13 protein-coding genes and 1 riboswitch are annotated in these 15164 nt (G+C 46.8%); of the genes, 2 read left to right on the top strand and 11 right to left on the bottom strand.

Annotated elements, in window-relative coordinates:
- Positions 1–25: 25 nt before the first annotated feature.
- The 4 genes from kdpA to AC58VC_RS35450 form a co-directional block, all read right to left on the bottom strand.
- Positions 26–1696 carry a potassium-transporting ATPase subunit KdpA gene (gene kdpA / locus AC58VC_RS35435; protein ID WP_497376266.1) on the bottom strand — a complete coding sequence of 557 codons (1671 nt, stop codon included), beginning with the start codon at positions 1694–1696 and terminating at the stop codon, positions 26–28.
- 47 nt (positions 1697–1743) lie between these two features.
- Entirely contained in the window at positions 1744–1821 is a 78-nt protein-coding gene (locus tag AC58VC_RS35440; protein ID WP_145659149.1) for a potassium-transporting ATPase subunit F, read from the bottom strand.
- A gap of 156 nt (positions 1822–1977) precedes the next feature.
- Positions 1978–2421, bottom strand: coding sequence for a hypothetical protein (locus tag AC58VC_RS35445; protein WP_497376230.1), 444 nt, complete (start codon positions 2419–2421; stop codon positions 1978–1980).
- A 98-nt stretch (positions 2422–2519) separates the two neighbouring features.
- On the bottom strand, positions 2520–2936 hold the full coding sequence (locus AC58VC_RS35450) for a hypothetical protein (protein WP_497376231.1): 417 nt from the start codon (positions 2934–2936) through the stop codon (positions 2520–2522).
- Positions 2937–3055: 119 nt separating this feature from the next.
- A riboswitch (cyclic di-AMP (ydaO/yuaA leader) is annotated at positions 3056–3224 on the bottom strand.
- Positions 3225–3508: 284 nt separating this feature from the next.
- On the opposite strand from AC58VC_RS35450, the gene AC58VC_RS35455 reads away from it, so the two are divergent.
- The gene (locus tag AC58VC_RS35455; protein ID WP_497376232.1) at positions 3509–4030 is read left to right on the top strand and encodes a hypothetical protein; all 522 of its coding nucleotides are present in this window, start codon (positions 3509–3511) and stop codon (positions 4028–4030) included.
- A gap of 327 nt (positions 4031–4357) precedes the next feature.
- Here AC58VC_RS35455 and AC58VC_RS35460 read toward each other — a convergent pair whose 3' ends face one another.
- Positions 4358–6184, bottom strand: coding sequence for an APC family permease (locus AC58VC_RS35460; RefSeq protein ID WP_497376267.1), 1827 nt, complete (start codon positions 6182–6184; stop codon positions 4358–4360).
- 151 nt (positions 6185–6335) lie between these two features.
- Between AC58VC_RS35460 and AC58VC_RS35465 the strand changes: the two genes are divergently transcribed.
- Entirely contained in the window at positions 6336–7238 is a 903-nt protein-coding gene (locus AC58VC_RS35465; RefSeq protein WP_497376233.1) for a helix-turn-helix transcriptional regulator, read from the top strand.
- On the opposite strand, the gene AC58VC_RS35470 is transcribed toward AC58VC_RS35465, so the two are convergent.
- The 6 genes from AC58VC_RS35470 to melA form a co-directional block, all read right to left on the bottom strand.
- Positions 7239–8747 (bottom strand): response regulator transcription factor, encoded by a 1509-nt coding sequence (locus tag AC58VC_RS35470; RefSeq protein ID WP_497376234.1) that lies wholly within the window; start codon positions 8745–8747, stop codon positions 7239–7241.
- On the bottom strand, positions 8744–10405 hold the full coding sequence (locus AC58VC_RS35475; protein WP_497376235.1) for a cache domain-containing sensor histidine kinase: 1662 nt from the start codon (positions 10403–10405) through the stop codon (positions 8744–8746). The genes AC58VC_RS35470 and AC58VC_RS35475 overlap by 4 nt, the downstream gene beginning before the upstream one ends.
- A gap of 94 nt (positions 10406–10499) precedes the next feature.
- Positions 10500–11318 carry a carbohydrate ABC transporter permease gene (locus tag AC58VC_RS35480; protein ID WP_497376236.1) on the bottom strand — a complete coding sequence of 273 codons (819 nt, stop codon included), beginning with the start codon at positions 11316–11318 and terminating at the stop codon, positions 10500–10502.
- Positions 11315–12253, bottom strand: a complete 939-nt coding sequence (locus AC58VC_RS35485) for a carbohydrate ABC transporter permease (protein ID WP_497376237.1) — start codon at positions 12251–12253, stop codon at positions 11315–11317. The genes AC58VC_RS35480 and AC58VC_RS35485 overlap by 4 nt, the downstream gene beginning before the upstream one ends.
- A 69-nt stretch (positions 12254–12322) precedes the next feature.
- A complete protein-coding gene (locus AC58VC_RS35490) occupies positions 12323–13657 on the bottom strand; it encodes an ABC transporter substrate-binding protein (protein WP_497376238.1) in 1335 nt (444 codons plus the stop codon).
- Between the two features lie 162 nt (positions 13658–13819).
- Positions 13820–15142 (bottom strand): alpha-galactosidase, encoded by a 1323-nt coding sequence (gene melA / locus AC58VC_RS35495; RefSeq protein ID WP_497376239.1) that lies wholly within the window; start codon positions 15140–15142, stop codon positions 13820–13822.
- Positions 15143–15164 lie beyond the last annotated feature (22 nt).

Genomic DNA, 15164 nt, shown 5'->3' on the forward strand with positions numbered 1-15164 from the left:
TCCTCCCTCTCTATTACGTCTATCCTTAACGCGCTGCCAAATGTTCAGCAATCGGCCCCAATGCCAGCGCCGGGAAGAACGTTAGAGCACCGATAACTAATATAATCATGATCAAAATCCCCATAAATAAAGGCGTGTTGGTCCGAAGTGTGCCTGTTGTAACAGGTACCACACGTTTGGTTGCCAGTGAACCTGCGATAGCGATCATGGCGATGATCGAGATGTATCGGCCTACTAACATAACCAAACCAATACTCATCGCATAAAAGTTCGTTCCAGCGCTCAATCCGCCAAAAGCAGATCCGTTATTAGCAGCACCTGAGGTGAACGCGTAGAGGACTTCCGATAGGCCATGCATGCCTTGATTCGCTATGGAAGTGACCGATTCAGGGCGAATGAGCGCCCAAGCTGTCGGTACTAGAATAATGAGCGGATGCGTCAGAATCGCGATCGCAGCCAGCTTCACTTCTTTGCCTTCAATCTTTTTGCCCATAAATTCTGGCGTACGTCCAACCATCAGTCCACAAATGAATACGGACAAGATGAGATAAAGCAACCCGTTTAATAAGCCGACCCCTTTGCCTCCAAAAACGTTATTTAACATCATTTCAGCTAAAGGAACAATGCTTCCTAGCGGTGTAAGCGATTCATGCATCGAGTTTACACTGCCTGTTGTAGCAGCTGTAGTAACGGTTGTGAAAAGTGCCGTTTCGGATAGTCCGAAGCGAACTTCCTTACCTTCCATATTGCCATGTACACCAAGCGCATCTACAGCGGATATACCTTTATACTCCGCATAGAACACCGTGGAAAGCATAACCAAGAAGATAATTCCCATAGCAGCGAAGACGGTCCAGCCTTGCTTTTTGTTCTTACTCATTAATCCGAATGCGTATACCAGCGAAGTAGGCAGCAGCATCATACAAATGATATGGATCATATTGGTAAATGGCGTTGGATTTTCAAAAGGATGGGCAGCATTCGTTCCGAACCATCCGCCACCGTTAGTACCGATATGCTTAATCGATTCAAAGGAAGCGACCAATCCACGAGTAATCGTTTGTTCGGCCCCTTCAATCGTTGTCGCTTGAGCAGCTCCCAGCAAGGTTTGTGGAACTCCTTGAAAAACTAGAACTAAAGCAACAATGAAGCTAAGCGGCAGAAATACGCGAGTAATCGCCCTTGTCATATCCACATAAAAGTTTCCGAGATTGTCTTGACGGCCAACTAATCCGCGGATAAAAGCTACAGCTACTGCGAATCCCGTTGCTGCCGACGTAAACATCGGGAACGTTAGCCCTACCATTTGAGATAGATAGGACAGTGTATTTTCACCACTGTAAGCTTGCCAGTTCGTATTCGTAATGAAGGAAATCGCAGTATTAAAAGCGATCGTTGGCGATACATTGCCGATCCCATCGGGATTAAGCGGTAGATACTTTTGAAGCCGAAATACGGCGTACATCAGGATCATCATGACAAAATTGACGATTAATACAGCTCCTAAGTATTTTTTCCACCCCATCGCTTCTTCTTCTTTTACACCCACTAACCGATAGGTCGCACGCTCAAAGGGACCAAACACACGATCCAGGCCGCTCTTTTCATAACCAAATACTTTCACCAAGTAACTACCCACTGGCTTTACCAAAAGCATGATAATCACCAGTGTGATGACTACTTGTAACAATCCCATACCCATAGTAGGTTCTCCCCCTGCTTACTTAAGTTCATATTTATCCATTAGAATTTCTCCGGCTTTACTAAAACAAAACCGAGATACACCATGATAGCTACCGCAATTAGTCCAATCACAATCATTTGGTTGCCTCCTATAAGTTTTCATCCAAAAACTTGCATCGAAAGCATCAGCTTACGCTTTTTCACAAAATTTCATAAATCCCCAGAACCCCAGGAAGGTCAATGCCATTAATAAAATCATTGTCACATCGTTGTACATAGCGCACCTCCTTCAAATCAGACAGTACCTAATTTATTGGTTTTTTGTAATAAAGTGGATAGAAGGAACTTCACATCACCATTTTTAGAATAAATAACGTAGTCAGCGCCTAACCCTTTATAAATCAATCTAGGATTTACGCTTTGGGTAATCACATACATAGACCCTGATGTCCAACTGCGGCATATCTGAATGTACCGGCAGCATAACGTCAAGCTCTCTTCGAACAAAATAATGTTTCCGATTGGATAATCGGGAATAATAGGTGTAGATGAACCCGGTACCGATGTATCCACTTGGATGATTTTTTTCACTCCCTGCCCCTCTAGCTTGAGTTTTTCCATCTTATTGTTTGTTAATGCAACAAAAGGAAAACTACTCAACTTTATTTGTTTCATAAAGTCTTCGCCTGCCTTGGTAGGCGCAGCTATTAGCAGCAAATCGCTTTGCATGACTTTCATCGCTTCCTCTCTTACCTGACTCATTGTAACGCCGAACGGTATAAAAATGAGGTAAAGAATCTATAGCGTGCATATAAAAAAAGCATAAAAATGCCTGCTTAGAAAGAGACATAAGCCTCTGAATGGTCAAAGATATAGGAACGATTCGATAGAACATCTACCTCTTTTTTGCCTATAGATCTATGATGAAGCTTATCTGACAAGTCCGTTAATGCCGACTCTATAACATGAGTCCTTGTTTCCCCCCATGCCTCTTTCTTCTGATGCACATATTCCAAACCGTCCTCAAGGGAAAGCCCTTTGAGCTTCTGAAAGACAACAGCCCATTGAACGAAATCTCCCTTCAGGTTGCCGCAAGGAATTTCATAATCCCCTAAACCGCTCGTCCCCAGACTTGTTGAGATCGAAAGCATGCCGCACAGGCAGTCGCGGCCATGTCCAGGCAGCAGTTTATCGGATAACTCATCATCAAAGCGATAGCATTCAATTCGGGTAATCTTGCATTCGGGAACCATTGGTAGATTCACTCTCCTCAATTTTTGGACAACAAAAAGAAGCCTGCGAGCAGAGAATCTCTGCTCTCGGGCTTCATGGCAGCTTCTATATACAAGCTGTAATTAGCACGATAGAACGTTGGCTCTCTCCCAATTCGCTTACGAGGTTAGCTGTCGGATTCGGGCTTGGAAGCGCCCTACCTTGGCAAGCTGGAGCTTGCCTTGGATTCACCCCGCGAAGACGTTGCTCTAGAGCCGTCCTCAATTGGTTCCCCCGTTCCCCTTGCGGGAACTCAGCATTTTCAACTTGCTGTGAAGTTGATGCTCTGAATCTTACGCCTTGGAGCTCAGCCTGTAAAACGTACCGCAATCTCTTTTTCGGCATAATGACTAATGGGTGCGCTTTCAATTAATCAAAGCATTCATTATCACTATCCAAGCTTCGTTTTCCTTCCATTTACGCCATTTTTATCGTTTTTTTATGGGTTACCCCACTTTTCTTTACCCCATTTTTATCACTCCCAGCCTTACAATTAAGGAGCAGAACACACACATTATTTCTGTCAGGTCTTACGTGCAAAGGAGAAATGACGATGGCTTCTACTCCCCATTATTATTTAGGGTTAATCCCCGAAGCGTTAAATCCCATCGCTTTAACTTATGAGTGGTTCGGTGTCTTATGGCTAGAAGAAGCTAACCGTTTCCCTATTATTGTCGGGTACTGGTTCTGTAAGGCGAAGTCGGAAATTATTCAAAAAGCGCAGCAAGCCGGATATGCCAAATGGACGGAAATCTCCGAGCATTACGTGATCATGAACATGTACAGGTCTATACGAAACAAACAAAAGGAGCAAGATTGGGAGAAGCGATCTAGGCTATCTATCCGCATGAATTTCACAGCCCCTTGGAAGAACGTTCCCTCTGGACTATATGTGATCAAATCGAGAGATACCTTCCCGCTGCATGCTTCTGCCATATGTAAAAAAAGGTTCTTCCTTTGGTTAGAACACGCGGCCGTGTGTGAAACCGAGCAAGAACTTCAAGCTTTCATCATGCGCGTGCAAAGAGAGCACTATCTTGGGAAAACAATTAAGGCTGGGAGCCCCACGGTGTAGGCAGCCTGACATGCAAAAAACGCCAGGTTGGTTTCCTGACGTCCTCATGATCCAGCGTAATTCCCAAAAATCTAACGGAAATCCGGCCTAGTTTTTACGAGGGGAGCTACAGTCCTCTATTTTAAATAAAATAAACGATTTCCTCTCAAGGCGGAACTACAGGCTCCTATTTGTCCTCCATGGCACGTTTTTTAAGTGAAATTGGCAAAATAGCGGAACGTAGTTCCGCTAAACATCGAATATCTGGGTTTTTATCAAAATAGCGGCGTGTAGTTCCCCATAGCTGTCAAAAAAACCGTTTTAATATGCTCGAATTTATTTACACATCTACTTTTTCAAATGATACGGCACCGTCGTCACGATCAGATCCCGCCTGTACAGCAGAAACGCGCGGATCAGCAAGCTGGACTGATTATGGAGAATGTGCTGCCAGTTTCGTTTGGGGATAAACTGCGGAATCAAGACCGTTACCCGGTAGTTCGACTCATTCGCCTTATGTTCCACGGTATCGATGAATTTCGTCAACGGTTGAATGATGCTTCGGTAGTGAGAATGCAGCGTAACTAACCGCACATCCGGCTGCCAACACTCCCATTTCTCTTGGAACTGCTTCTCGGCCTCCCGATCAAAAGCCACATACACAGCAATAATCTGGTCCGGCGCCAGCGATTTGGCGTAATTCATGGAATTTTCCACGACATGTGTAATTCCCGCGACAGGTATAATCATCACATTGCCTTTGATCTCGACGGAAGGCTCACATGTCGTGATTCGGAGCTGCTCACCGACAGCCTCATAGTGCTTTTTGATTTTATGGAATGTATAAACAATTAAGGGGAGGAAGATAAACACAGGCCATACCTGCCCCAGCTTTGTGATAAAAAAGATCAGCATCACGGTAAAGCTAATCAACGCGCCAATCAAATTGATCGTTAGTTTGACGATCCAGCCTTTAGGTTTCTCGCGTACCCACTTCACCAGCATTCCTGTTTGCGCGAGCGTAAAGGGGATAAACACACCAACCGCATACAGGGGAATGAGATGCTCCGTCCGGCCTTTAAAAGCAATAATCAGAATGATCGACATAACCGCCAGGAAAATGATCCCGTTCGAATAGCCCAATCGATCCCCTCTGATCGTAAACATTCTAGCGATATATTTGTCCCTGGCCAAATTAACAGCAAGTAAAGGAAAGGCCGAATACCCGGTATTCGCGGCAAGCACAAGGATCATCGCAGTGGTGCCTTGGATGATATAGTACATGTAATTCCTCCCAAATGTTTGGGAGGCAATCTGTGAGACTACTGTTTCCTGCGCTTTGGGAACGATGCCGTAGGCAAAAGCCAAATACACGATGCCCGAAAATAAAATGGCAAGCAATAACCCCATAGCCGCTAAGGTTTTGGAGGCATTATTCGGTCCTGGCTCTTTGAAGTTTGGAATCGCATTGGAGATTGCTTCCACGCCCGTTAATGCCGAACTGCCGGATGCGAAAGCTTTTAATAACAAGAACAGTGTAATTCCCGCAACCGGCGTCCCTATAGTAGTATGCACTTCAGGTGAGACTGTCCCTGTCACCCCTTTATACAAGCCTACGCAGATTAATATAAACAACGCCAAAATAAATAAATAGACGGGATAGGCAAGGATCGAAGCTGACTCCGTGATCCCTCTGAGATTTAGGATCGTTATGGCGATCACGAGCAGAGTAGCTATGTTCACATTGTAGGGATGGAGCGACGGGAAGGCAGAAGTAATGGCGTCTGTCCCCGCCGAGATGCTGACCGCCACTGTTAGGATGTAATCCACCAGCAAGGAGCCACCAGCGAGAAGGCCCGCATTCACACCCAAATTCTCCTTCGAAACGACATACGCTCCGCCCCCACGGGGATACGCGAAAATAACTTGCCGATATGACAAAATGAGAGCCAATAATAGAATGAGCACACCGACACCGATCGGTACCGAGTACCAAAGAGCCGCGGCGCTTATTGTGATAAGCACAATCAGAATCTGTTCAGGTCCATAAGCCACCGATGATAGCGCGTCGGAAGACAGGATCGCTAATGCCTTTGTTTTGTTCAGCTTTTGCTCCCCTAATTCGGCTGATTTCAAAGGCTGACCGATGAGTAACCTTTTCAATGCAGACAACATCATACCACCGCCAAATTTTTTGAGTTCATCCTCCCTTAAATTACCCTCGAAGATACAATAAGAACCACAATTCATACTGCCAAGTTTCTACAAAAGTCGAACAAGCCATGTGATAAAATGGAACCGAACGTCTACTCAGTCTATCCATTGGATGGTGATGACATTGACAGAGGGATCTCCGATTCGGCCTACCACATATCGCGAGCTAGCGCCCAGCGTGCATTGGGCTCAACTGCACCAAAGAACGCCTCAATTCAAATGGGCGCGGCGCATTTACGATTTTCAGTTTCTCTATGTCATTCAAGGCGAATTGCTGGCCACTTTACTGGGGAGATCGCTGCTGATTCCGGCTGGAAGGCTGCTGCTTATACCAGCTAACGTGTATCACACGATCGAAGTGTTGACAGCGCCGCATGTTCATCTGCTGGGGATTCATTTCGATTTCTTTAGCGACCTGCGCGTGAAGCAAGGGGATATTGTCGTGGATGAAAGCAATCCGCTTGTGGATTGTTTTTGCGCGATGCCTTCTATCGACGGGACACCTCTGTTTCCATACGGATACTCCATCTCGCTTCCTCCTGCTGTCGTTTCGCTGATGGAAGCGACCATCCATGAAATGACCGAGCAGAAACAAGGCTTCGAAATGGTTTCCAAGGGGCTGATGCTCCAAATGCTCACACTGCTTATCCGGCACCAAGCCGAGACCGATCGTACCCTTCACCCGAAATATCAAGAAAGCTTACAGCATCTAGCTCATGAACTCAAAACGAGTTACCGAAAAAAGTGGACCAATGGCGATATGGCCGCTTTCATCAATGTTCATGAAGACTATATGAGTAAGCTTTTTAAAGATATGCTCGGCATGAGCCCTAATAAATACCTGCAATCCGTCCGGCATCAGCAGGCTAAGCGGCTGCTACGCGAAACGGATAATAAAATCGAGAGAATCTCGCTGGAAGTCGGCTATGATGATTTTCACTATTTCAGTCGTATATTTAAAAAGTGGGAAGGGATGTCGGCTCAGCAGTATCGCAAGTTTTCGCAATTCATTTGACTAGACATGACTCTTCCGATAATCCGATGGATAACTCGAACAGTTCTCCACAAATAATTTGGTGAAATGCCGCGTGCTGTAGTAGCCAACCTTCTCCGCGATTTGCTTCACTTGCAAATTCGTATTGAGCAGCAGCTCTTTGGCCTTCAGCATGCGAATATTCGTTAAATATTTAACGAATGGCGTTCCTGTTTTTTTATTAAACAGCATGCTTAAATAGTTGGCAGACACATTGAGCTGCTGGGCAATTGAACCTATCCCGATATCATCCATATAATGCTGTTCGAGATACTTTACGACCTGCTCGATCAGATCAGCCGTGACTGGCTCCCTGGGCTTGATCTCTCGCAGCTTGCTTTCCCCCATCTCCCTCAATGCCCTGATCACTTCAGTCTCTGGCCGCGTGGCATCGGCATTATAAGCACCTCCAACACCTAGTGCCTGCACCATATACAGGTGAATGGCCCGCTGCGTTTGCGCACTCGAACTTCGTTTGCCAGCTAGCAGCAATCCCTCCAGCTCTCCAACAGCCGTTTGATAATTCAAATACGCCCTGAAATACATATGCTGCTTAATCGCGCAGAAAAGCAAACTGATTTTGGAGCTATCAGGAACCTGAGCTTCTGACTCCAGATCTACATACCTAATGCGCTGCCCGATGCCGCGAACCACACGTAGATGGCTCCATTCCCCAAGCTGGGCAAGCTGGACATTCAGCTGATCGAAGCCGCGGCACTCACCGGTTTGTAGAATCGTTATAGCTAAACCCTCTTGACGATAGGGTTCAGCAATACAGGCCAGCTCGTCAAAAAATTGCTGCACTTGTTCCCTGCAATCAAAACCTCTCAACGGATCCCAAGAACCAATAACCGCACACTCACCATCAGGCAGCGACACCATGGCAAAATTCATGCCATAAACGAGCAAGCCTTTCATACGCTCACGCAGGTCATCATAAAAGGCGCAGGTCATGTCCGAAAAAGACTTCCCTGTTTTGGTCGTATCAAATATACAAACAGCGCCGATAAACCAGCCTTGCACATAGACACTGTCCAGCTCCTCAAACTTCAAGGTCGTAAGACCGTTGCATAGGGCAAATAAACTATTTTCGAATTGTTGGTTATGCATTTGGATGAATTCTTTATTGTGCTTGGCCGTATTCGTTAACGCCCGCTCCAAATCAAGCGGGTTCACCGGCTTTAGCAAATAATCAGACGCGCCAAGCTGTAGAGCCTCTTGCACATAAGCAAAGTCTGAGAATCCACTTAAGATGATCCACTTGGTGCAAGGCGAGATCGCTTTGCCCAGACGCATCGCCTCCAGCCCGTTCATTCGGGGCATCCGGATATCAATGATGGCGACATTCGGCTTATGTTCATTGACCAGCTCCAGAAGCTCCTCACCATTCGCTCCTTCGCCAACAATGTGCCAGGAGGATTCTACATCCTGAACCATACTGCGAATGCTCGCCCGAATCAGCTTCTCATCATCTGCAATGATCAATTTCATCCTCGCATCACATCCTTTAAAGGTAGTAGGATTTGAACACTAGTCCCTTCATCCTTAGCACTATGAATACGCATCGATGCTCCCTCGAAAGACAGCTGCAACCGCTCCCTAACATTCCGAATGCCTAAGCCCTCCTGTACCTTGCTTGACTCAAATCCCACCCCGTTATCACTAATTTGAATCACTACTACTTCTTCCTTCTCACCAGGGATCTGCTGAATACGGATGTCCATTCTGAGCTCACAACTATGATCACATGGTTCTATGCCATGAATGATAGCATTCTCGATCATCGGCTGCAGCAGCAGCTTCGGAATTAAGAGTGATAGAGCATCCGGATCGCAGCTGATGTGCACCTGAATTTTCTCCGCGAAACGAACCTGTTGGAGCCCGCAGTACTTGTTTATAAAATCGATTTCCTCCTGCAGCTGCGCCCAATCGTTATGCTCTAGCGTGTAGCGCAGCATGCCGCTTAACGACAGAATAGCTCTCTCCAGCTGCATGCTTTGCCCCGTTCGATTGAGTCCAATGAAGCCATTTAACGTGTTGTACAGAAAATGAGGTTGAATTTGCGACTGCAAAGCCCGGTACTCCGCGTTCCGCTTCCCGAGCACGGCTTTATATTCCCGATCAATCAGCTCACCAAGCTTATAGATCATCGTATTCAAATTGCTGCCCAGCTGGGAGATTTCGTCGTTTCCTTTTACCCGATAAAGCGTATTCATATCTCCGCGCTGGACGCGCTTCATCACTTGAATCATTTGCTTGAAAGGTGTAACAATCCAGTGGGAGACTGTGAAATACAGAATCAACGCGATCAACAAGCCACTCGCCGCAAAAGCGGAACCAATCCAATAGACCCGCTTCAAATGGGTTTGGATGAAAGCCTCCGGCGATAGGATCGCGATCACCCAATTCGAGCGGGAGATCGTTTCCCGAACGACGGTGTAGGAGTCTTTCGCGTCCATGACCGTCCGATCTCCCGAGGCAATTTGGCGCTGCATCTCGCCAGTAATAGGCTGATTCGCATAGATCAATTGCTCATTATCGTCAAGGATGACCACCTTTGCCCCCTTGCTCAGCCGAATGCCTTTCATCATCTGATCCAAGAGGACCGTGTCGGCATCCGCCATAATGATGCCCAGCGGCCGACTCGAGTCTGGATCCTTGATCAGACGCGTAACCGAGAAAACCTCGCTATCCGCGTTATTCAGATAATCCTGCTTATGTACACCAGTGAACGCTACGTTCCCGTCGGCTTTTACCGCCTTAATATACCAATCCTGCAGTTTAAAAGGAAAACCTTTCACCACTTGATCAGAGAAACTGAGAGGCGGCGTAATGTAAACAGAACCATCCATCGGCAGAAGAATGGTTCCGAGTATGTCCTTTCGCATATTTTTCAAATAGCTAGGGAGGGTTTTATTCAGTACTTCTTCCGCCTCATATTGCTCATAAGGGGTCAGGAGCTTCCACTGAGAGGTAGATTTCAATTTCAAAGCAAGCATCACTTCGTTGTTTAAATAAGGAGTAACGGTCATTCGTTCCAAATCGTCCAAATACGTTTGAATATCGAACGTAAGCGCAGTTAAAGTCCCCTCTAGCAGAGAGGACTCTTGTTCTTTAATTAAATCAAGGTAATAGGAGGGCAATTTCACGACAATACCGACAATCGGGATGACAATGGTAATGAAAAATAGTAGAGATAACCGGAATCGAATCGATTGTCTGATTGTATCAACCTCCTAGCGATTATCCTTTGATCGCGCCGGAAGCAAGTCCCGAGACAAAGTAGCGCTGCAAAAATAAATAGACAATCGTCATCGGAATTGCGCCCATGAAGGACCCGGCAGCCACCCAACCTACATTACTTGTGTACTGGCCAAAGAATGATGAAAGCGCTACCGTTATGGTCCGCATCTCTGGCTTTTGCAAGAAAAAGATCGAGAATTGATAGTCGTTCCACACAGCAACACCAGACAAAATAATAACAGTCGCCGTCACAGGCTTAAGCAGCGGTAAGATCACCGTGAAAAATAGCTGAAAACGACCCGCTCCATCAATCATCGCCGCCTCGTCCAAATCCCGCGGAATCGTGGAGATAAAACCGGTGTACAAGAAAATCGTCATGGGCAGATTGAAGGTAATGAACAATAGAATAATGCCCCAGTACTGATTCATCCCGCCAATATCTACCATAAATTTATACAACGGAACCAGAATAGTCAATGGGGGAACGATTAAAGCAGACACGAAAACCGCATAAATGAATTTATTCCAGCTCGTTTGGCGCCGTGCAAGCGGATAGGCCGCAATGGAGCCAATCATGACGATCAAGACTACCGAAATAACCGTCACGATGAAGTTGCTCCGGAAAGCATCCGCCAGATGCGCTTCCTTCCAAGCATCTCGGAAGTTGTCGAAGTATAGATAGCCCGGAAACATCCATTTGGAGCTTAGATCATCGAACGCTTTGAGAGATGTCGTTATCAAAATATAGAAGGGCAAAATGTGCGCCAAGCAGATGACGAGGGAGAGCAGCGTTAACAGACTTTTTCGTTTGTTTTTCATGCGTTAACCTCCCTCTTTCTAAGAAACAGCAAGGCTGTAATACTCACGATGGAGATCATAATGAACATCAGAATACCAATCGTGGCGGCATATCCGGCATCTTCCCGCCCAAAATAGAGCAGATACATAATCGAAGACAAAGATGCGGAGGCATAGCCTGGACCGCTGTTGGTCAAAGCGACGATGACGTCAAACAATTTAAGACCGCCAATCAGATTGAGTACCATGCTGACCGTGAAAGCTGGTGCAATAAGCGGCCATGTCACATGCGCGAAGCGCTGTAAGGGACCCGCTCCGTCAATCGTTGCTGCCTCATAGTAATCCCTTGGAATCGACTGCAATCCGGCCAAATAGAGCACCATCGCGATCCCCAAATACTGATACGTGTTGACGAACGTAATAATCCACACATTCAGATTCGGATCTCCCAGCAAATTCGAAGGCTGATCATGAAACAATAGAATAATGTCATTGATGGCGCCGCCTTGATACTGGAAGAAGAAGTACCAGATATACCCCATAATTAGGGAGGAGATAATGACCGGCAAATAAATGACCGTACGGACAAGTCCTCGGGTTCGGATATTCAGATTTAAGAATAATGCGTATAACAAGCCGATGATATTTTGAAAAACAGCACTGCCGATACCATAGATCGCCGTATTGCGGATGACCTTTAGGATCTCAGGATCCGTGAACATCCGGCTATAATTGTTGAGACCGATCCATTTGTAGTCTTGATTGTAGCCGTCCCAATTCGTAAATGAAATTTTGATCCCTTTAAAAAACGGATAGAAAATAAAAATGAAAAATAAAAGCAACGCCGGAATATAGAGCAAATTCAGCAAAGCACCGCTGCGCACGAGGCGACTAAAGGTTGTTTCCGTTTTTTTACGGGAACGGGTCTGTACAAGCGCTGTCCTTGACTCAGCCATAAGATCACCTTCCTCCTTCATGATCATAGAGCAAAAAGGAGGGTGGCTGTCACCCTCCCAATTCCGCTACTATTGATTGCGCAGACGTAAGTATTCGGACTTCATTTTGTCAGAGAATTGCTGAGGAGAAACCGTTCCCGCGAGCAAGGCAACGCCTGTTTTGCACATGACGTCCCACATGCCGTTTGGCAGGTACACACGGTCAAAATAAGGGAACACGCGAATATTTTCAAATTGCTTGTAGTATTCGGAGAATTCATGCTTGGACTCGATATTTTTTAGGCCTGCAGGCAGCTTGGTGGCATTGGCGATTTTGGACATATTCTCTGGTTTGGCAAAGAACGCAATAAGCTTCTTGGACTCTGCCAAGTGCTTGCCGTCTTTCCAGGCGCCCATCGTATAACGCTCACCGCCTGAGAAGGATTGGCTGTCTCCAGCAACCATCGAGGTCAGTGGGGCAATGCCGATTTTGGCACCTTTATTGTATTTGTACACTTCGTCCGCGAAGGAAGGTGCACCGAATACGAAAGCTACCTTGCCCTGTGCAAACAGTTGCGGCATGTCACTATATTTGGCCGTCAGCACATCTTTGTTGATGTACCCCTTCTTGCTCATATCCTGCAGCTTTTGCGCAAGCGGTGTCCATTTGTTCCAATCAAAAGTCCCATCGAGCAGCGTCTTGGCATCATTCGTCGACGGAGAGATGTACATCGATGTGGCGTATAGATCGGAGAAACCGCCGATCATCCCGTTATCCACACCGGACATGAAGAACGGCGTCACCGCTCCGTTACTGGATGTTTTGATTTTATCGGCTGCCGCCATCAGTTCATCGAAGGTTTTTGGCGGTGTAATGCTGTATTTTTCAAGAATTTCAGCGTTATAGGAGATCCCGTCTTTGGCTTCGCTCATCACGAGCGCCTCTACTTTGCCGTCCTTGTCCGTGACGACAGGTTTGATCGTGTCCGTCATATCTTTTGCCCACGGCTCATTGCGTAGATCGGCTAGATACTTGCCATAGCGGATAATTGCCCAACCATGCGTGTCGAAGACGTCAGGCAAATCGTTTGCCGCCATTTTAACCTTCAGAATGTTCTCGTATTCTGCGCCGGGGAATTGGAATTCAACGGCTACGTTCGGATTTTCCTTTGTAAAATCTGCTGCAATGCCCTTCATCATCTCTTGATTCGGCAGCTCGGAGATCGTACTGTACACCGTTAGTTTGATCTTATCCCCACTCGGTTTGGCATCTGGGGTACTGGCCGCCGTCGTCGTTGTCGGTTTCGTAGTCGCTGCCGGATTGTCCGTCGTGGATGTTCCCGTGCTTGGCCGGCTGGAACAGCCCATGAAAACAACGGAAATCGTGAGCATCATAGCAGCAACGCTTAAAAATGTTTTTTTCATTTTTACGAATCCTCCCTTTGCATGATTGAAGTGATGATTTGCCATCTGTGAATACGGAATGCTTCACACCTTAATCATATCAATTTTGGTTGCGCTTACAAGTGTGTCAAATCTACGGTTGAAGCGCTATTTTCCATGGGAGGGGTGCACATAATCTTACCCTTAAGTGAGGTGCTTGAATTGAGTGAGCCACCCTTTATTCGCTGCGAACATGCGATCAACCATTTCCTGAATTTCAGCTAGGCTAAGAACGGCAGACGTTAAGGGATCGAAGCAAATAGCATGATAAATCATCCGCGGATCCCCTGTGAGAGCCCCTTGAACCGCCAACTCCTCGCAGCGAGCGCTTGTATTCACAAGAATGGCCAAATGATCCGGAAGCGCCCCCACGTGAATCGGGCTTAACCGTCCTTTGGAGGCTAGAACAGGGACTTCTACACAGCAGCCTTGCGGCAAATTATCGATGTACCCCATATTCCGTACGTTGCCATTAAATTCAAAGAGAGTGCCGTCACCAATCGTCGCGTTGAAGATATAGGACGCATACTCCTCGCCGCGCTTCAGGTCGATCGGACTGTCTCGCCACTCTTCCATCTGCTTATGCCAGCCGCCGCGCAGCTTTTCAGCATAGTTGATGATTTCTGCGTAATGCCCTGGATTCCAGCCTGTTCCATGGGTGCAGTATTTCTCGATCAAATCCGGACGTTTGCGGAACCAGGCATTATATTCCGAATTATGACCACTCGATTCCGTCACGTAGTAATCCAAATGGAGAAACATTTCATTGCGGACCTGCTCCTCATTGTAGATTTCAGGCCGCTTCATGACCGCTTCGCGAATGAGTGGGTAAGCATCCTTGCCTTTCCATTTGTAATCCAAATAGAAAGCCTGATGATTAATGCCCGCACAGCGGTAGGTAATCTCCTCCATAGGCGCCCCGATCCAACCGGCAAGCATCGCTGCCGTTCCTTGCACGCTATGGCACAAGCCCGTGACTTGCACTTTGCTTTCGCCTTGCATCGCTCTAATCAGCATCGCCATCGGATTCGAATAGTTCAGGAAAATCGCCTCGGGACAGTAACGCTCAATATCTCTACAAAGCTCTAACATCACTGGAATCGTGCGCAAAAAACGGAAAATACCCGACGGACCTCGAGTATCGCCAATATTAATATCGACGCCATACTCTTTGGGGATTTCGATATCCGTGCGCCAGACCTCCAAGTCGCCGACTAGGATGGTACAGACTACACCATCCGCCCCGGTTAGCGCTTGCTCCCGGTCCGTCGTTGCTTCTACCTTCGCCTTATACCCACCTGCGGCGATGATGTTATCAACCGCTGTCTTGGCGTAAGCGAGTCGTTCCTCCGAAATATCCATCAAGGCGATAGTACAAGCCTCAAATGCGGGAAATGTCAGCAAATCTCGAACCAGATTTTTCGTAAACACCAAGCTGCCTGCGCCGATAAAAGCAATCTTTTTCATACCTCGCGCTCACTCCTCACTA

The organism is Paenibacillus sp. J22R67 (assembly GCF_059692175.1).